We start from the raw sequence: 18,599 nt of genomic DNA on the forward strand, positions 1-18,599 counted from the left end.
GGCTGACGGGACCGCCGTACCCATCCCTGGAGACCGGGGGGACCGCAGCCGTGGCCGCGGTCCCCCCGGCCTTCCGTTGCCGGAGAGAGGCCGTCAGCCGTGCAGTGGTTCCTCGACGCGAGCACCACGGGGCACAAGCTCGCCCTGATGGTGGTCGCCATCCTCCTGTTCGCCGCCGTGATGGCAGCGATCCTGTTCGCCGTCGACCGGCCCCGGCGGGTGCCGAACTGGGTCGTCGCGGCCGGCTTCGTCGGCCCGACACTCCTGCTGCTCGCGGTGGGCCTGGTGTACCCCGCCCTCGACACCATCCGCGGGTCGTTCTACAGCCGGGACGGCTCGGAGTTCGTCGGCCTGGACAACTACGTCACGGTCTTCACCGAGGACAACTTCCAGACCGTCCTGCTGAACACCCTCCTGTGGGTGGTCCTCGTCCCGCTGGTGACCACCGGCCTCGGCCTGGTCTACGCCTACCTGGTCGACCGCACGCGGTTCGAGAGCCTGGCCAAGGCGCTGGTGTTCCTCCCGATGGCGATCTCGATGGTGGGCGCCGGGGTCATCTGGAAGTTCGTCTACGAGTACCGCCCCGACCAGCCCGGCGTGAACCAGATCGGCCTGCTCAACCAGCTGCTGGTCATGCTCGGCATGGAGCCGCGGCAGTTCCTGCTCGACGCGCCGTCGAACACCTTCTACCTGATCGTCGTGATGATCTGGATCCAGGCCGGCTTCGCCATGACGGTGCTGTCGGCGGCCATCAAGGCCATCCCCGATGACATCGTCGAGGCCGCCCGCCTCGACGGCGTCGGCGGCTTCCAGATGTTCCGCTACGTCACCGTGCCCAGCATCCGGCCCGCCCTGGTCGTCGTGCTGACGACGGTGGCGATCGTGACGCTCAAGGTCTTCGACGTGGTGCGGACGATGACTGGTGGCCAGTTCGGCACGAGCGTCGTGGCCAACGAGTTCTACACACAGGCCTTCCGCCAGTTCAACGTCGGTCTCGGCGCGGCCCTCGCCGTCCTGCTGTTCGTGCTGGTCGTCCCGATCATCGCCTACAACGTCCGACAGCTGCGTCTCGCCGAGGAGATTCGATGACCACGACCACCCCGGTCATGGCGCCCGTCCCCGCCGACGAGCGCCGGCTCACCCGGGCGGAACGCCGCGCGGGCGCCGCCCGGACGAAGCTCAGCTCCCCCGCGGCGTCGGTCATCGCGCTGGTCATCGCGGTGCTGTGGACGGTGCCGACCCTCGGTCTCCTCATCACCTCCTTCCGGCCGGAGCTCGACATCCGCCGCTCCGGCTGGTGGACGGTGTTCACCGACCCGTCGTTCACCGTCGACAACTACAACGAGGTCCTCTACGGCGGAGGGACGAACTTCGCCTCGCTGTTCGTCAACTCGCTGGTGATCACGCTGCCGGCGGTCGTCATCCCGATCTCGCTGGCGCTGCTGGCGGCCTACGCGTTCGCGTGGATCCCGTTCCGGGGACGCAACATCCTGTTCGTCGCCGTGTTCGCCCTGCAGGTCGTGCCGATCCAGGTGACGCTGATCCCGCTGCTGAGCCTCTACGTGGACACCGGGCTGGCCGGTTCCTTCTGGACCATCTGGCTGTCGCACTCGATCTTCGCGCTGCCGCTGGCGGTCTTCTTGCTGCACAACTTCATGAAGGAGATCCCCGCCTCGCTGGTGGAGGCCGCCCGGATGGACGGCGCCGGCCACGTGAAGATCTTCTTCCAGGTGCTGCTGCCGCTGCTGACGCCGGCCATCGCGGCGTTCGCCGTCTTCCAGTTCCTCTGGGTGTGGAACGACCTGCTCGTCGCGTTGACCTTCGCCGGCGGCGCGCCCGACGTCGTGCCGCTGACCGTGCGGGTCGCCGAACTCGCCGGCACACGCGGCTCGGACTGGTACCTGCTCGCGGCGGGGGCGTTCGTCTCCATCGTGCTGCCGCTGGCGGTGTTCCTGGGCCTCCAGCGCTACTTCGTGCGGGGCCTGCTGGCCGGGAGCGTCAAGGGCTGACGGAGGTCCCTGCGCCGTCGGAGGGTGCGGGCAGGCGGAGGGCCCCGGACGGGACGTCCGGGGCCCTCCGCGTCTCCGGCGCCGTCTCCGGCGCCGTCGCCCGCGCGGGGCCGGCACGGCGCCGTCCGCGGACCGGCCCCGGAACGCGACAGGGCCCCCGGACCGGTGGTCCGGGGGCCCTGTGCGGGGAGGCGTCAGGCGGTCGCGTGCTGCGTCTGCCGGCTGGCCGACGACGGCTCGGCGGAGCCGCGGGCGTCGAGGTCGCGCAGGTGCGACTCGAGGTAGGAGCGGAAGCGGGTGCGGTACTCGCGCTCGAAGGTCCGCAACTCCTCGATCTTGCGCTCGAGGTTCTGCCGCTTCTCCTCGAGGGGGCCCATGACCTCGCGGTGCCGGCGCTCGGCGTCCTGGTCGAGGGCGGCGGCCTTGGCGCGCGCCTCGCGCTCCATCGTGTCGGCGCGGGTGCGGGCGTCGTTGACCATCGACTCGGCGCGCTGGCGCGCCTCGTTGACCATCTGCTCGCTCTTGGCGCGGGCCTCGGCGACCAGCCGGTCGCTCTGGGTCTTAGCGCCGGCGACCATCTGGTCGGCCTGGGCCTTGGCCTCGTTGACGTAGCGGTCGGCGGTCTCCGACGCCAGCGCCAGCATCCGGGACGCGCGGGTGGTGTCGTCCTCGCGCGCCGCCGCCGGCGGCGGGACCGGTGCGGGAGCCGGGGCCGGCTCCGGGGCGACCGGCTGGGCGGCGACCCGGCCGGTGCCCGAGCCGGCGCGCAGCTCGTTGTTCTCCTCGATGAGGCGGGCGAGCTCGGCCTCCACCACGTCGAGGAACGCGTCGACCTCGTCCTCGTCGTAGCCACGCTTACCGATCGGCGGCTTCTTGAAGACGACGTTGTGCACGTCGGCTGGCGTGAGTGGCAAGGGGCTCACCTCGGGTCGGACGGCGGGTACGGGTTCTGTCGGATCACGCGCGGGGCGCGCGCACGTCGGTCACGCGGTGAGGGCGAGACCGGACGTGATGCTCCGCAGGATGTAGACGGCGATCAATAACACCATGAACGCGAGGTCCAGGCGGATGGACCCCAGGTTCAGGGGCGGGATCACCTTCCGGATCGCCTTGAGCGGCGGGTCGGTGGTCGCGTACACGACCTCCAGGCCCGCGGCGACGAAGCCGGACGGGCGCCAGCTGCGCGCCAGCACCATCACCCAGTCCACGACGAAACGCGCGAACAGCAGGATCAGGAAGACGAGCAGGATCGACGACACGATCTGCCAGAAGAGAGCCACTGTCCTCGCTCGTCCCGGGGCACCTGCGGTGCCGTCTCTGCCTTCCCTCCAGCGCCCCGGCCGACGGCTCAGGACTCGGGGAAGGACCCACCCTCGCGGATCTTGGCCTTGTCCTCGGCCGTCACGTCGACGTCCCGCGGGCTGAGCAGGAACACCTTGGCCGTGACGGGCTCGATGCTACCGCGCAGACCGAACACGAGGCCCGCGGCGAAGTCCACCAGTCGCCGCGCGTCGGCGTGGTCGAGCTCGGTCAGGTTCATGATGACCGGGCTGCCCTCGCGGAACGCCTCGCCGATGGCGCGGGCCTCGTTGTAGGTCTTGGGGTGCAGCGCGGTGATCCGGTAGGGCTGCGCCACCGGAGCCGGCTCCGGCGCGGCGACCGGCTCGCGGGCGGCCAGGCCCGCGGCCGCGCCACCGGTGCCGCCACTCACCGAGCCCAGGCGGGACGGGCCCGACGCCGCGGCCGGGGCGGCGGCGGGGGCCGACGGCGGCTGCTGGGCCAGGCCGAGGCGGGTCGCGCCCGCGCGGCGGAGGGGGGCGGGCTCGGGCGCGGCCGCCGCGGCGACGCGGGGGCCGGGGCGGTCCTCGTCGGCGCGGTCACCGGGGCGGCGGTCGCCGAAGCGGTCGTCGAAGCGGTCGCCGTCGAGGCGGTCACCGGCGGGACGGCGGCCCTCGTCGGCGCGGTCGCCGGCGTAGGAGTCGTCGAACCGGTCGTAGCGGCGCTCGTCGTAGCGGCCCGAGTCGTACCGGCCGGCGTCCGGCCGCGGGGCCTCCAGGCGCCCGGAGTCGTAGCGGGCGTCGTCGTAGCGACCCTCGTCGTACCGGCCGTCGTCGTAGCGGCCGTCGTCGTAGCGGCCCTCGTCGTACCGGTCGTGGTGGTCGGACTGGCGGGCGTCGTAGCGCCCGTAGGCGCGGGCGTCGTCGTCCTCAACGAGCCCGAGGTACATGCCCATCCTCCGCATGGCGCCGGCCATCAGACGACCTCCTCCGGCGTCCCGGGTGGGACCCCTGTGACTGGTGTGACTGCGGGCGAGGGTAGGGGCCGGGGACCGAAGAGCGCGGTTCCGACACGCACCAGCGTGGCGCCGGCCGCGATCGCCTCCTCGAGGTCGCCGCTCATGCCGGCCGACAGTTCCGCGGCGCCGGGGTGGTCGGCCCGCACGCGGTCGACGACCGCGGCCAGCCGCGCGAAGGCGGGGCCGGGTTCCTCGTCGCGCGGGGCGACGGCCATGAGGCCGCGCAGCCGCAGCCCGGGCAGGTCGGCGACGGCGTCGGCGAGGGCCGGGACGTCGTCCGGGGCGGCGCCGCCGCGCTCGGTGATCTCCCCCTCGGCGCCGCCGAGGTCGACCTGCACGAAGACCTCGACCGGGCGGCCGGCCTCCTCCCCCGCCCGGGCCAGCGTCCGGGCCAGCGGGAGCCGGTCGACGGAGTGGACGACGGCGCCGGTGCGGGCGACCGCGGCGGCCTTGTTGCGCTGCAGCTGCCCGATGAAGTGCCACTCCAGCGGCAGGTCGGCGAGCTCGGCCACCTTGGCGGTGAGCTCCTGGGCGCGGTTCTCGCCGAACGCCGCCTGGCCGAGCGCGGCGAGCTCGCGGACGTCGTCGGCCGTCCGCGTCTTGCTCACCGCCACCAGCGCCACCGAGGCGGGGTCGCGCCCGGCGGCGCGGGCCGCGGCGGCGATGCGCTCGCGGACGGCGCGCAGGCGGTCGGCCGGGGTGGTCATGCCGACGATCATCCCCGGTGACGGACTGGAACGGCCCTCCTGCAGGGGCCCGCCGCGAGCCTGCGAGGGGCGGGGGGGCAGGAGGGTCCTTCATCCGAGCCAGGTGACGCCGGCCTGGCGGCCGGTGACGCCGTCGCGGCGGTGGCTGTAGAGCCGCCGGTCCTCGACGGTGCAGCGCGGGTCGTGCACCACCTGGACCAGCCCCGCGCGGCCGAGCAGCTCGGCGAGCCCGGCGCGCAGGTCGAGCCCCGGCGTGCCCCTCCGCGTGCGCACGGCGGCCGCGGGCGCCACCCGGGCCACCTGGGCCTGCATCTCCCGCGGGACCTCGTAGCAGGCGCCGCAGACGGCCGGGCCGAGCAGCGCTGTGGTGTCGGCCGGGCGGCTGCCCAGCCGCGCCATGGCCGCCAGGGTGGCCCGGACGACGCCCTGCCGGACCCCCTCCCGGCCGGCGTGGACGGCGGCGACCACGCCGGCGACCGGGTCGGCCAGCAGCACCGGCACGCAGTCGGCGACCAGCACGCAGAGCACCAGGCCGGGGGTGCGGGTCACCAGGGCGTCAGTCGCCGGAAGCGGCCGCTCGGCCGGGCCGTCGACGACCGCGACGCCGGTGCCGTGGACCTGGTCCATCCAGACCAGCCGGTCGCCGGGCACGCCCAGCTCGCGGGCGAGCCGCTCCCGGTTGGCGGCGACGTCGGCCGGGTCGTCGCCGACGTGGCCGCCGAGGTTGAACGAGTCGTAGGGCGCACGCGAGCGACCGCCCCGCCGGTCGGTGACGACCCGCCGGGGTCGCACCGCCGGCGGGGCGGCCGGTCGAAGGACCCCCTCGCCCCCCACCGCTCGCACGCTCGCGGCGGGCCCCTGCGAGGGGGCCGGAGAACGCGGTCCCTCCGTCACTGGCGGAGGAACTCCGGGATGTCGAGCTCCTCCTCGAAGTCCTCGTTGCCCAGCGGCCGGCGGCCCGCGGCGGCGCCCGCCGTGTGGTTCTGCACCGGGGGCAGCGGCGGGACGGTGATCCCGCCGCCGGCCGGCGGGGCCGGGCGGACCGGGGCCGGGCTGACGGGCGCCGGGGCGACCGCGGGCGCCGGCGGGACCAGGCGCTCCCCCGTCGCGCGCGGCGCGGCCGAGGCCACCGGCGGCGGGCTGCCGCCGAACCGGCTGGGCGCCGGCGGGGCGGCCGGGGCCGCCGCGGGCGCGGCCGCGACGGCGGCGTCCTTGCGGGTGGAGGGCCGGCCGCCGTCGAAGCCCGCGGCGATGACGGTCACGCGGACCTCGTCGCCCAGGGCGTCGTCGATGACGGCACCGAAGATGATGTTGGCGTCGGCGTGCGCGGCGTCGGAGACCAGCGAGGCGGCCTCGTTGATCTCGAACAGGCCGAGATCCGAGCCGCCGGAGATCGACAGCAGGACGCCGTGGGCGCCCTCCATCGAGGCCTCCAGCAGCGGGCTGGCGATGGCCTGCTCGGCGGCCAGCAGCGCGCGGTTGTCCCCGCGGGCGCTGCCGATGCCCATGAGCGCCGACCCGGCGCCGGACATGACCGACTTGACGTCGGCGAAGTCGAGGTTGATCAGGCCGGGGGTGGTGATCAGGTCGGTGATGCCCTGGACACCGGAGAGCAGCACCTGGTCGGCGGTGCGGAAGGCGTCCATCACGCTGACGTTGCGGTCGCCCAGCTGCAGCAGCCGGTCGTTGGGGATGACGATGAGCGTGTCGCACTCGTTGCGCAGCTCCTCGATCCCCGACTCGGCCTGGACCGCGCGGCGCTTGCCCTCGAAGGAGAACGGCCGCGTGACCACGCCGATGGTGAGCGCGCCGAGTTTGCGGGCGATCGAGGCGACGACCGGCGCGCCGCCGGTGCCGGTGCCGCCGCCCTCGCCAGCGGTCACGAAGACCATGTCGGCGCCCTTGAGCACCTCCTCGATCTCCTCGCGGTGGTCCTCGGCGGCCTGGCGGCCGACGTCGGGCTGCGCGCCGGCGCCGAGGCCGCGGGTGAGCTCGCGGCCGACGTCGAGCTTGACGTCGGCGTCGCTCATCAGCAGCGCCTGGGCGTCGGTGTTGATGGCGATGAACTCCACCCCCTTCAGACCGACCTCGATCATCCGGTTGACCGCGTTCACACCGCCGCCGCCGATGCCGACGACCTTGATGACCGCGAGGTAGTTGTGCGGAGGTGTCATGTGGGGCTCCCGACCTCGACCCTCATCCTCAAGTACAGACTTAGTGTTATGTCAACTGGGTCGACGCGGACGAAGTTAGGTGGGCCGCGTCGGGCCCTACAAGCACCCTCCCCGGCCCGGCGTGTCGCCACGTCGACACCTCACCGTCACCGGGCGACCCGGGTGTCACAAGCACACCACGGTCGGTGACGACCCGCCTGCCGCAGGTCTCATCCCGGGGTCGAGACCCGGGACCGCGGTGCTCCCGGGACGAATCGGATCCGCGCAGCGTGTCGGGCGTGTCGCGGCTCGGGCGTGTCGGCGGCGCGCCGTCCCGGCTGCCGTCCGCGAACGGCCGCACACGGAGGGCGAGCGGCCCGCGGGCTCAGCGCAGGACGACGGCGCGCGGCGAGCTGACGTCGATCGTCGTCGCGGGCTCCAGCCCACCGGATGCGACCTGGGCCAGCAGCGCGACCAACGCCGCGGCCTTGTCGGCGGCGTCGTCGGCGCCGCCCCAGACGACGGTGGTGCCGTCGGCCAGGGTGAGCGTCACGTCCTCGCCGGTGGTGGCCCGCGCGCCGGTGACCTGCGCGCGGACGTCGACCGGCAACGACACCAGCGCGCCGAGCGCGGCCCGGGTGGCCGGGTCGTCCGGGCCGGGCGCGGCGACCTCGAGCGGGACGACGCCGTCGGGCGCCTCGCCGGTGACGGTGTCGAACAGCACACCGTCGCGGTCGACCAGCGAGCGCGTGCCGGCCTGCTCGACGACGGCGACCGGCCGCCGCTCGACCACGGTGACGACGACGCTGCGCGGCCAGCCGCGGGTCACCGTGACGTCGGCCACCTGCGGCAGCCGGGCCACCCGCGCGGCGGCGGCGTCGACGTCGACCCGCAGCAGCGGCGTGCCCTCCGCGACGCCGGCGGCGGTGCGCACCTGCTCGGCGGTGAGCGTGGTGGCGCCGTCGACGCGGACGGACCGCACGGCCAGCAGCGGGCTCGCCCACACCGCCCACCCCGCCGCGGCGACGAGCACGACGGCGACCGCGGCCAGCAGGATCCGGCGCCGGCGGCGGTCGGCCGCGCTGAGCCGCCGCCTCCGGCGGGCCGGCCGGGCGACCTCGGCCGGGACACCGCGCTCCCGGTCGGCGGTCGTCAGGCCGGTGCGGCTCACCGCGCCGCGCCCTCCGCGCCGGCGGTCCCGCCGCCGAGGGCGGTGAGCACCTCGGGGCCGAGCATCGAGACGTTGCCCGCGCCCATGGTGATCACCACGTCGCCGGGGCGGGCGCGGCCGGCCAGCGCCGGGGCCGCCGCCGACCAGGACGGCTCGAAGGCCACCCGGTCCGGCGGCAGCGGCACGGCGTCGGCGACCAGCGCGCCGGTGATGCCGGGCACCGGGTCCTCCCGGGCGCCGTAGACGTCCATCACCACCACCTCGTCGGCCAGGCCCAGGGCCTCGCCGAAGGCGCCCGCGAACTCGCGGGTGCGGCTGTACAGGTGCGGCTGGAACGCGACGACGACCCGCCCCTCCCCCGCCACCGCGCGGGCGGCGTGCAGCTGGGCGGTCACCTCGGTCGGGTGGTGGGCGTAGTCGTCGTAGACCCGCACGCCCGCGGCGACGCCCTTGAGCTCGAACCGGCGGTGCACCCCGCCGAAGCGCTCGAGCCCGGTGACCAGCCCGTCGGCGGGCAGGCCGAGCTCGAGGCCGGCCAGCAGCGCGGCGGCGCTGTTGCGGGCCATGTGCTCACCGGGCACCCGGATCCGGACCCGGCCGAGCACCGCGCCGTCGAGGACCGCGGTCCAGCTCGTGGCGTCCGGGCCGACGTCGAGGTCGACGATCCGCAGGTCGGCGTCCTCGGCGGTGCCGTAGGTGCGCACCCGGGCCGGCGTCGGGACCCCGCGCAGCCGGGCGGAGCCCGGGTCGTCGGCGCACAGGACGACGAACCCGGCGGGGTCCACGGTGCCGAGGAACCGGTCGAAGGCCGCCTCGACCGCGGCCAGGTCGCCGTAGTTGTCCAGGTGGTCGGCCTCGACGTTGGTGACGATCGCGCCGTGCGGGGCCAGCAGCAGGAACGAGCGGTCGCTCTCGTCGGCCTCGGCGACGAAGACGTCGCCCTCCCCCGCGTGCGCGTTGCTGCCGGACTCGTTGAGCGTGCCGCCGATGGCGAAGGAGGCGTCGACGCCGCAGGCCTGCACGGCGACGGTGAGCATCGAGGTGGTCGAGGTCTTGCCGTGGGTGCCGGCGACGGCGACGCTGCGCAGCCCGGCCATCACCGCGGCCAGCGCCACCGCCCGCGGCAGCACGAGCAGCCCCCGGGCCCTCGCTGCGGCCAGCTCCGGGTTGTCCTCCCGGATCGCCGAGGAGACGACGACGCTGTCGGCGTCGCCGAGGTGGGCCGCGTCGTGCCCGACCTCCACCCGCGCGCCCAGCGCCCGCAGCGCCAGCAGGGTCGGGGTGTCGCGGCGGTCGCTGCCGGAGACCGGCACCCCGCGGGCCAGCAGGATCCGGGCGATGCCGCTCATGCCGGCGCCGCCGATGCCGATGAAGTGCACCGCGCCCAGCTGCTCCAGCGAGGGCACCGGCGCGGTCCACGCGGCGGTCGCGTCAGCGGTCACCGGTCGCCACCTCCAGGACGATGTCGGCCAGCCGCTCGTCGGCGTCGGGCACCCCGGCCGCGGCGGCGTGCGCGGCGTACCCGGACAGTGCCGCGGGGTCGGTGAGCAGGGGCAGCAGGGTCGCCTGGATCCAGGCGGGCGAGAGGTCGGCGTCGTCGACCAGGAGGCCGCCGCCGGCCTCGACCACCGGCAGCGCGTTGCGCCGCTGCTCGCCGTTGCCGATGGGCAGCGGCACGAACGCCGCGGGCAGCCCGACCGCGGACAGCTCGGCCACGGTCACCGCGCCCGAGCGGCACAGCGCCAGGTCCGCGGCGGCGTAGGCGAGGTCCATCCGCTCCAGGTAGTCGACCACCACGTAGGGCGCGGCACCGGCCGGCCGCGGCGGCACCTCGACGTCGGTGTTCTTGGGGCCGCGGGCGTGCAGCACCTGCACCCCGGCGGCGGTGAGCGCGTCGGCCGCGGCGACCGCCGCCCGGTTGAGCGACGCCGCGCCCTGCGAGCCGCCGAACACCAGCAGCGTGGGCCGGTCGGCGTCCAGGCCGAAGGCGGCGCGGGCCTCGGCGCGGCGGGCGGCGCGGTCCAGGCCGCTGATCGCCGTCCGCAGCGGCATGCCGACGTGCTCGCCGCGGTGCAGCGGCGTGCCGGGCACGGTCACCGCCACCCGGGCGGCGATCCGCGCGCCGATCCGGTTGGCCAGCCCCGGCAGCGCGTTCTGCTCGTGCACCACCACCGGCACCCCCGCCCGCCGCGCGGCCAGGTAGGCCGGCAGCGCCACGTACCCGCCGAACCCGACGACGACGTCGGCGGCGAGCTCGTCGAGCAGCGCGCGGGTGTCGCGGACCGAGCGGCGCACCCGGCCGGGCACGCGCAGCAGGTCCAGCGTGGGCCTGCGGGGCAGCGGGACCGGCGGGATCAGCCGCAGGTCGTAGCCGCGCGCGGGCACCAGCCGGGTCTCCATGCCGCGGGCGGTACCCAGGCAGGTGACCCGCAGGGCGGGGTCCCGCCGCCGCAGGGCGTCGGCCAGGGCCAGCATCGGCTCGATGTGGCCGCCGGTGCCGCCGCCGGCGAGGACGACCGACGGCGCGCTCACCGGGACCGCCCCGGGCGGTCGGCCGGGCGCACGGGGCCGCGGTCGGCGGGCCGGGCGGGCACCCGGTCGCGGTCGGGACGGCGGGCCGCGGGGGGCGGCACCCGGCGCTCGGCCGGGCGGTCCTCGGCGGGCCGGCGCACCGGGTGGGCCTCCACCGGGCGGCGGGGCAGAGGGCGGGGCGCGCGCTCGGGCCGGGACCGGGGCGGCCGGACCGGGTCGACGGCGTGGGCGGGGACGGGCAGGAGCCAGCGGGCCAGGCGACCGCGGGGGGTGCGGCGCAGGTGCTCGATGGCCTCGGGCTCGGATCTTGCGAAGCGGATGAGGAGTCCCACGATGAAGAGGGTGAGCACCAGCGAGGTGCCACCGGCGGAGACCAGCGGCAGGGTGACCCCGGTGACCGGGAGCAGGCCCACCACGTAGCCCATGTTCAGGGCCGCCTGGCCGACCAGCCAGACGGTGATCGCCACGCTGGCCAGCGACACGAAGCGGTCGGTGGCGCGGCGGGCGATGCGGAAGCCGGCGTAGGCCAGCACCGCGTAGAGGGTGATCACGACGAGGCAGCCGAGGAAGCCGAGCTCCTCGCCGATGATCGCGAAGATGTAGTCCGACTCGGCCTCGGGCAGCAGGTTCCACTTCATGGCGCTGTTGCCCAGGCCCACGCCCCACAGGCCGCCGTTGGCCAGCGCGTAGAAGCCGCGGATGGCCTGGAAGCCGGTGTCGGTGGGGTCGTCGAAGGGGTGGAGGAAGGCGGTGATCCGCTCCATCCGGTACGGCTCGGCCATGACCATGAGCACCACGGCGGTGACCACGGTCGCGCCGCCCACCGCCCACAGCCGCCAGGGCAGGCCGCCGGCGTAGAGCAGGCCCGAGACCACGAGCAGCAGGCTGATCACGGCGCCGAAGTCCGGCTCGAGCATGAGGAGCAGGGACAGCAGAGCGAACACCGGCAGCAGCGGGAGCAGCAGCGTCTTGACCGTCAGGTGCCGCCCGTGGACGGCGAGCACGTGCGCCCCCCACAGGGAGACGACGAGCTTGGACAGCTCGGAGGGCTGGAAGTCGGTGAACCCGAGGCTGATCCAGGCCCGCGAGCCGTTGTACATGACGCCGATGCCCGGGATCAGCACCGCCACCAGCAGGACGACGACGACCAGCAGCGCGATCGGCGACCAGCGCCGCACCCACCCGGCCGGCAGCCGCACCGCCACGCCGAGGGCGACCAGGCCGAGCGCGGCGAACAGCAGCTGGTCCACGCCCGGGCGCCAGGCCGGCTGGTCGGCCAGCGCCGCCTCGATCGCCGAGGCGGAGAAGACCATGACCAGCCCGATGGCCAGCAGCAGCCCGGCCGCGCCGATCACCAGGTGGCAGCTGGTCATCGGCCCGTCGAGCCAGGCCGGCCCGCGCAGCCGCGGCCGCGCCGCGGCCGCGGGCACCCGGCGGGCCGTGCGGCGGGGGCGGGTGGACTCGCTCCGGCCGTCCATCCCGCCATCGTCGCCGCTGCGCCCGCGCAGCGTGAGCACCGACGGCGCGTGTCGCGTCCGGTCGCCGCCGACCGGGCCCCGCGGTGAGGTTCCGGAGCGGCCCCCTCGCAGGGGCCCCCGCCGGGCGTGCGAGAGCAAGGACCCCCCTGCCCCCCACCACTCGCAGGCTCGCGGCGGGACCCTGCAGGCAGGCCAGGCGGGGAGGTCCTTTCTCACAGCCCGGTGATGGAGAGCCAGTCGGCGTAGAACAGGCCCAGCCCGAAGGCCACGGCCATGCCGGTCACCAGCCAGAACCGCACGATCACGGTGTTCTCCGCCCACCCGGCGAGCTCGAAGTGGTGGTGCAGCGGGGCCATGCGGAACACCCGCCGCCGGGTGGCGCGGAAGAAGGCCACCTGGATGACCACCGACAGCGTCACCGCGACGAACAGGCCGCCGAGGACGATCAGCAGCAGCTCGGTGCGGGTGACCACGGCCAGGCCCGCGAGCAGGCCGCCGAGGGCCAGCGAGCCGGTGTCACCCATGAAGATCCGCGCCGGGCTCGTGTTCCACCACAGGAAGCCCAGGCACGCGCCGAGCCCCGCGGCGGCGACCAGCGTGACGTCGAGCGGGTCGCGCACCTGGTAGCAGCCGTCGACCAGCGCGCCGGAGCAGTCGTGGGTGAACTGCCAGAACGAGATGATCGTGTAGGCGCCGCAGACCATCGCCGAGCAGCCGGCCGCCAGCCCGTCCAGCCCGTCGGTGAGGTTCACCGCGTTGGAGAACCCGGCGATGAACAGGTAGGCGAGGATCACGAAGCCGACCGAGCCGAGGAACAGCGGGTCGATGTCGCGGACGAAGGAGACGAACTCCGAGGCCGGGGTGACCCCGGCCTCGTCCGGGAAGTTGATCGCGAGCACCGCGAAGGCGACCCCGATTACCAGCTGCCCGACCAGCTTCGAGGTCTTGTTCAGCCCGAGGCTGCGCCGGAAGCGGATCTTGAGGTAGTCGTCGAGGAACCCGACGGTGCCCAGGCCCACCATGAGGAACAGCACCAGCAGGCCGCTGGCGGTCACCCCCCGGTTGGGCTGCCCGACGAGGAACAGGTGGGAGATCAGGTAGCCGCCGACGGTCGCCCCGACGATGACGGTGCCGCCCATGGTGGGCGTGCCCTTCTTCGACAGGTGGCTCTCGGGGCCGTCGTCGCGGATCTCCTGCCCGAACCCGCGCCGGCGGAAGGCCCGCACGGCCAGCGGGGTGCACAGGATCGAGATGAACAGCCCGAAGGCCGCCGCGATCAGGACGGACTTCACGCGCCTGCCCCGGCGGTCAGCAGGCCGTCGGCCAGGACCTCCAGCCCGTGGGCCCGGCTGGCCTTCACCAGCACGACGTCACCGGGCACCAGCACCTCCGAGAGCAGGTCGAGAGCGGCCGCTCGGTCGGGCACGGACGCGACCTGCGTCCCGCGGCCCTCCCCGTGGCGGGCACCGGCGGCCGTGGCACCCGACACCATCCCTACCGCATCGGGTCCGACGGCGACGAGCAGGTCGACCCCGGCGGCGACCGCGTCGCGGCCCAGCCGCTCGTGCTCGGCGTCGGCGTCGGGCCCGAGCTCGGCCATCCCGCCCAGGACGGCGACCCGCCGGGTCGCGGGCAGCCCGGCGAGCGCGGCCAGCGCGGCGCGCATGGACTCGGGGTTGGCGTTGTAGGCGTCGTTGACGACGGTCACGCCATCGGCGCGGCGGGTGACCTCCATGCGCCAGCGGCTGCGCGGCTCCGCGGCCGACAGCGCCCGCGCCACGGCGGCGGGGGCCATGCCGGCGGCGAGCGCGGCGGCCGCGGCCGACAGCGCGTTGGCCACCTGGTGCTCCCCCACCACCTGCAGCGCGACGGGGTGCTCCTCGCCGCCGGCGAGGAGGGTGAACCGGGCGCGCGCGGCGTCGTCGAGGGTGACGCCGGTGGCGCGGACGTCGGCGCCGCCGGACCGGCCGGTGGTGACCACCCGGGCGCAGGTGCGCGGCGCCATGCCGGCCACCCGCGGGTCGTCGGCGTTGAGGACGGCGGTGCCGGTCTCCGGCAGCGCCTCCACCAGCTCGCCCTTGGCCTGCGCGATGACGTCGGCCGAGCCGAACTCGCCGAGGTGGGCGGAGCCGACGTTGAGCACCACGCCGACGTCGGGCCGGGCGACCGCGCACAGCCGGGCGATGTGCCCGACGCCGCGCGCGCCCATCTCCAGCACCAGGTGGCGGGTGCCCTCGTCGGCGGACAGCACGGTCAGCGGCAGGCCGATGTCGTTGTTGAACGAGCCGGGCGGGCTGACGGTCGGGCCGGCGGCGGCGAGCACCTGGCCGAGCAGGTCCTTGGTGGAGGTCTTGCCCGAGGAGCCGGTGATGCCGAGCGTCAGCAGCCCGCCCGCGGTCAGCCGGGCGTGCACCGCGGCGGCCAGCCGGCCCAGGGCGTCCACCGTGTCGTCGACGACCAGCGCCGGCAGCGGTCCTCCGGGGCGGGTGGTCAGCGCGGCGACGGCGCCGGCGGCGGCCGCGGCGTCGAGGAACCCGTGCCCGTCGACCCGCTCGCCGGCGACCGCGACGAACAGGTCGCCGGCGGCAGTGGTGCGGGAGTCGAGGGTGACGCCGGTGACGGTCGCCGCCGGGTCGGCGGCGGGCGTGAGCGCGGCGCCGACGGCCTCCGCGACCTCGGCGAGGGTCAGGGCGATCACCGGCGCGCCGCCCCGGCGGCCGCCGCGGTGAGGACCTCGCGGAGCACCGCGCGGTCGTCGAACGGCGTCACGGTGCCGGCGACCTCCTGACCCGTCTCGTGTCCCTTGCCGGCGACCAGGACGGTGTCCCCGGGCCGGGCCAGCTCCACCGCGCGGGCGATGGCCGCCCGGCGGTCGCCGATCTCCTCCACGCTGCCGCGCCGCTCCGCCGGCACGCCCGCGAGGACGGCGGCGCGGATGGCGGCCGGGTCCTCCGAGCGCGGGTTGTCGTCGGTGACGACGAGGTGGTCGCTGCCCAGCGCCGCGGCGGCGCCCATCGCGGGGCGCTTGCCGGGGTCGCGGTCACCGCCACAGCCGAGCACGGTCACCAGCCTGCCGGTCGTGGCGCCACGCAGCGCGGCGAGCGCCGAGGCGACGGCGTCAGGGGTGTGCGCGTAGTCGACGACCGCGGTGAACGGCTGGCCGGCGTCCACCGGCTCCATCCGCCCGGGGACCACGGCGGTGGCGATCCCCTCGAGCGCCGCGGCCACCGGCACGCCGACGGCGTCGAGCAGCGCGACGGCGAGCACGGCGTTGGTGACGTTGAACCGGCCGGGCAGCCGGACGCGGGCGGGCCACGTGCCGCCGGGGCCGGTGAGGGTGAACACCGAGCCGCCGTCGGGGGCCGGCGCGACGCCGGTGGCGGCCCAGTCGGCCGGGTTCCCCTCGGCGGACACGGTGACCGCGCGCCCGCCGAGCATCCCGGCCAGCCGGCGGCCGTGCCCGTCGTCGACCACGACGACCTCGCGGGCGGCGCGGCCGTCGAACAGCAACGCCTTGGCCTGGAAGTAGTCCTCGAGGTCGCGGTGGAAGTCGAGGTGGTCCTGGCTGAGGTTGGTGAACCCGGCCGCGGCGAAGGGGACGCCGCCGACCCGGCCCTGCACCAGCGCGTGGCTGGAGACCTCCATGACCACGGTGTCGACGCCGGACTCGGCCATGGTGGCCAGCAGCGCGTGCAGCACGGGCGCCTCGGGCGTGGTGCGGACGCTGGGGAAGGCCGTCTCGGCGCCGCGGGCGCGGGTGCGGGTCTGCACGGTGCCGAGCAGCCCGGTGCCGCGCCCGGCGGCGGCCAGGCCCGCCTCGACCAGGTACGCCGTCGTCGTCTTGCCGTTGGTGCCGGTGATGCCGACGACCGGCAGCCGGCGGGCCGGCTCGCCGTAGACGCGGGCGGCGACGTCGCCGAGCAGGGCGCGCGGCGCGTCGACGACGCACACCGGCAGGCCCGTGGCGACCGCCTGGTCGCGGCCGGCGGGGTCGGTGAGGACGGCGACCGCGCCGCGGGCGGCGGCGTCGGCGGCGAAGCGGGCGCCGTGCGTGCGGGCGCCGGGCAGGGCCGCGTAGAGGTCGCCCGGGCGCACCTCGGGGGTGGCCAGGGTCACCCCGTGCACCGGCGTGGCGGGGTCCCCCTGGACGGGGTCGCCGACGAGGTCGCGCAGCGCGCTGAGGGCGAGCGGGCGGGTCCCCGCTGGCCGGGGCACCGACCCGGTTCCGGTCGGGCTCACGTCTTCCCAATCTACCGTCGGCACCCGCCCGCCCCGCGCACCCGCACGGCCTCGGCGGTGCGCGACTAGTCGCCGGCGGGACCGCCGGTCGCGGCCTCGGCGAGGTCCTCGCCGGTGAGCGCGAAGTCCGGCCGCGGCGTCCCCGACGGCACCACGCCGCGCTCGGTGAGCACGTAGCGCATGACGTCGGCGAACACGGGTGCGGCGACCTGGCCGCCCTCGGCGGAGCTGCTGGGCCGCTCGAGGTCGACGGCGACGACGTACTGCGGGTCGTCGGCGGGGGCGAACCCGACGAACGTCGTCACGTAGCCGCCGCCCGCGTAGCAGCCGCACTCCGGGTTGGCCCGCTGCGCCGTCCCGGTCTTGCCGGCCACCCGGTAGCCCTCGACCTCGCCCAGCGGCGCGGTGCCGCCCGGGCCGACGACGGCCTCGAGCATGTGGGCGAGGTCGTCGGCGGTGGCCTCGCTGACCACCCGGGTGGGCTCGGGCGCGTCCGGCGTCGACCTCGTCCCGTCGGGCGCGGTGACCGAGTCCACGATGCGCGGCGCGACCCGGACGCCGCCGTTGGCGATGGCCTGGAAGACCGAGGCCATCTGCAGCGTCGTCACCGACACGCCCTGGCCGATGGCGATGTTGGCCGCGCGGCTCTCCTCCCACTCGTCGGAGTCCGCGAGCAGGCCGCCGCTCTCGCCGGGCAGCTCGACGCCGGTCTCCTCCCCCACCCCGAAGGCGCGCAGGTACCGCTCGAGCGTGGCGTCGCCGACCTCGCGGGCCAGCATGATCGTCCCGACGTTGCTGGACTTGGCGAGGATGCCGGTCACCGTCCAGTCGACCGGGGCGTGGTCGTGGGCGTCGGTGACGACGGCGTCGCCGGCCTGGATGTGGCCGTTGACGTTCAGCACCCGGTCCGGGGTGGCCTTCCCCTCCTCGATGGCGGCGGCCATGGTCACCGCCTTCATCACCGAGCCCGGCTCGAAGACGCTGGTCACGGCGGGGTTGCCGAGCAGCTCCGGGTCGGTGCTGCCGGCCTGGGCGGGGTCGTAGCCGGGGCAGGAGCCCATCGCGACCACCTGGCCGGTGTGCACGTCGAGCACCACGGCCGAGGCACGGGTGGTCGCGCCGTCGGAGCAGGCCTCCGCCAGCCGCTGCTCGGTCGTGAACTGGACGTCCTGGTCGACGGTCAGCTCGACGGTGCTGCCGTCGGTGGCCGGCGTCGACTCGTCGATGCCCGAGGGGATGGGGTGGCCGCCGCTGCCGACCTCGACCCGCCGCATGCCGTCGGTGCCGCCGAGCTCGTCCTGGAACTGCAGCTCGATTCCGGCCAGCCCGTCGCCGTCGCGGCCGACGAAGCCGACGACCTGGCCGCCCACGGCCCCGGTCGGGTAGAGCCGGACCGGGTCGTCCTCGAAGACGATCCCGGCCAGGCCCAGGGCGTCGATGGCGTCGACGGTCTCCGGTGAGACCTGGCGGGCGAGGACGACGTAGCGGCCGTCGCGGGCGAGCAGCTCGGTGAGCTCGGGCACCGGCACGTCGAGCAGGGCGGTCAGCGCGAGCGCCGTCCGCTCGGGGTCCTCCACGACGGTGGGGTCGGCGACGACCCGGGAGGCGTCGACGGTGTAGGCGAACGGGTGGCCGTTGCGGTCGACGATCGCGCCGCGCAGCGCGGAGATGGGGTACTCGGCGAGCCGGTCCTGCTCGGCGGCGTTGGCGTAGTCGGCGCCGTCGACGCCCTGCAGCAGCACGAGCTTGCCGGCGACGACCAGCAGCGGGACGACGACGAGCACCAGCCCCCACCGGAGCCGCTTGGCGCCCATCCGCAGCGGCCGGCCCACCCGCCGGCTGCCCGGGGCGCGCCGCGGCACGAAGGCGCCCGAGCGGGGCAGCGGCTCGCGCGGGCCGCGGGGACCGCCGGCGCGCGGGACGGGTCGGGGCAGCGCGCCCCGGCCGCCGCGGGCGGCGGCGCGCGGGGCGGTGCGGCGGGCGGGCTCGGGACCGGGGGCGGGCGGGAGCACGC

The 18,599-nt window shown here is 75.9% G+C and carries 16 protein-coding genes; 2 read left to right on the plus strand and 14 right to left on the minus strand.

The window, feature by feature from the left end:
- The first annotated feature begins 99 nt into the window (after positions 1-99).
- Together ACI79L_RS17015 and ACI79L_RS17020 are read left to right on the plus strand one after the other, a co-directional pair.
- The gene (locus tag ACI79L_RS17015; protein WP_456937906.1) at positions 100-1,089 is read left to right on the plus strand and encodes a carbohydrate ABC transporter permease; all 990 of its coding nucleotides are present in this window, start codon (positions 100-102) and stop codon (positions 1,087-1,089) included.
- The gene (locus ACI79L_RS17020; RefSeq protein WP_456937907.1) at positions 1,086-2,009 is read left to right on the plus strand and encodes a carbohydrate ABC transporter permease; all 924 of its coding nucleotides are present in this window, start codon (positions 1,086-1,088) and stop codon (positions 2,007-2,009) included. Before ACI79L_RS17015 ends, ACI79L_RS17020 begins: the two co-directional genes overlap by 4 nt.
- Before the next feature lie 194 nt (positions 2,010-2,203).
- Here the strand turns inward: ACI79L_RS17020 and ACI79L_RS17025 are convergent, their stop codons facing one another.
- The 14 genes from ACI79L_RS17025 to ACI79L_RS17090 form a co-directional block, all read right to left on the minus strand.
- Positions 2,204-2,923: a DivIVA domain-containing protein gene (locus tag ACI79L_RS17025; protein ID WP_456937908.1), complete on the minus strand. Its 720-nt coding sequence runs from the start codon at positions 2,921-2,923 to the stop codon at positions 2,204-2,206.
- Between the two features lie 69 nt (positions 2,924-2,992).
- Entirely contained in the window at positions 2,993-3,289 is a 297-nt protein-coding gene (locus tag ACI79L_RS17030; protein WP_073422422.1) for a YggT family protein, read from the minus strand.
- Between the two features lie 68 nt (positions 3,290-3,357).
- Positions 3,358-4,263 carry a cell division protein SepF gene (locus ACI79L_RS17035; RefSeq protein WP_456937909.1) on the minus strand — a complete coding sequence of 302 codons (906 nt, stop codon included), beginning with the start codon at positions 4,261-4,263 and terminating at the stop codon, positions 3,358-3,360.
- The gene (locus ACI79L_RS17040; protein ID WP_456937910.1) at positions 4,263-5,012 is read right to left on the minus strand and encodes a YggS family pyridoxal phosphate-dependent enzyme; all 750 of its coding nucleotides are present in this window, start codon (positions 5,010-5,012) and stop codon (positions 4,263-4,265) included. Before ACI79L_RS17040 ends, ACI79L_RS17035 begins: the two co-directional genes overlap by 1 nt.
- A 90-nt stretch (positions 5,013-5,102) precedes the next feature.
- Positions 5,103-5,804, minus strand: a complete 702-nt coding sequence (gene pgeF, locus ACI79L_RS17045) for a peptidoglycan editing factor PgeF (RefSeq protein ID WP_456937911.1) — start codon at positions 5,802-5,804, stop codon at positions 5,103-5,105.
- A 98-nt stretch (positions 5,805-5,902) separates the two neighbouring features.
- The gene (gene ftsZ, locus ACI79L_RS17050; RefSeq protein WP_456937912.1) at positions 5,903-7,186 is read right to left on the minus strand and encodes a cell division protein FtsZ; all 1,284 of its coding nucleotides are present in this window, start codon (positions 7,184-7,186) and stop codon (positions 5,903-5,905) included.
- A gap of 364 nt (positions 7,187-7,550) precedes the next feature.
- On the minus strand, positions 7,551-8,336 hold the full coding sequence (locus ACI79L_RS17055; protein WP_456937913.1) for a cell division protein FtsQ/DivIB: 786 nt from the start codon (positions 8,334-8,336) through the stop codon (positions 7,551-7,553).
- Positions 8,333-9,778, minus strand: coding sequence for a UDP-N-acetylmuramate--L-alanine ligase (murC, locus tag ACI79L_RS17060; RefSeq protein ID WP_456937914.1), 1,446 nt, complete (start codon positions 9,776-9,778; stop codon positions 8,333-8,335). Before murC ends, ACI79L_RS17055 begins: the two co-directional genes overlap by 4 nt.
- The gene (murG, locus tag ACI79L_RS17065; RefSeq protein WP_456937915.1) at positions 9,768-10,868 is read right to left on the minus strand and encodes an undecaprenyldiphospho-muramoylpentapeptide beta-N-acetylglucosaminyltransferase; all 1,101 of its coding nucleotides are present in this window, start codon (positions 10,866-10,868) and stop codon (positions 9,768-9,770) included. The genes murC and murG overlap by 11 nt, the downstream gene beginning before the upstream one ends.
- A complete protein-coding gene (gene ftsW / locus ACI79L_RS17070; protein WP_456937916.1) occupies positions 10,865-12,346 on the minus strand; it encodes a putative lipid II flippase FtsW in 1,482 nt (493 codons plus the stop codon). The genes murG and ftsW overlap by 4 nt, the downstream gene beginning before the upstream one ends.
- A gap of 212 nt (positions 12,347-12,558) precedes the next feature.
- Positions 12,559-13,638, minus strand: coding sequence for a phospho-N-acetylmuramoyl-pentapeptide-transferase (mraY, locus tag ACI79L_RS17075; RefSeq protein WP_456937917.1), 1,080 nt, complete (start codon positions 13,636-13,638; stop codon positions 12,559-12,561).
- A complete protein-coding gene (locus ACI79L_RS17080; protein ID WP_456937918.1) occupies positions 13,635-15,044 on the minus strand; it encodes a UDP-N-acetylmuramoyl-tripeptide--D-alanyl-D-alanine ligase in 1,410 nt (469 codons plus the stop codon). Before ACI79L_RS17080 ends, mraY begins: the two co-directional genes overlap by 4 nt.
- Positions 15,041-16,585 carry a UDP-N-acetylmuramoyl-L-alanyl-D-glutamate--2,6-diaminopimelate ligase gene (locus ACI79L_RS17085; protein WP_456937919.1) on the minus strand — a complete coding sequence of 515 codons (1,545 nt, stop codon included), beginning with the start codon at positions 16,583-16,585 and terminating at the stop codon, positions 15,041-15,043. Before ACI79L_RS17085 ends, ACI79L_RS17080 begins: the two co-directional genes overlap by 4 nt.
- Positions 16,586-16,650: 65 nt before the next feature.
- A complete protein-coding gene (locus tag ACI79L_RS17090; protein WP_456937920.1) occupies positions 16,651-18,597 on the minus strand; it encodes a peptidoglycan D,D-transpeptidase FtsI family protein in 1,947 nt (648 codons plus the stop codon).
- Between the last annotated feature and the right edge of the window lie 2 nt (positions 18,598-18,599).

This window comes from Geodermatophilus sp. SYSU D00684 (assembly GCF_054050455.1).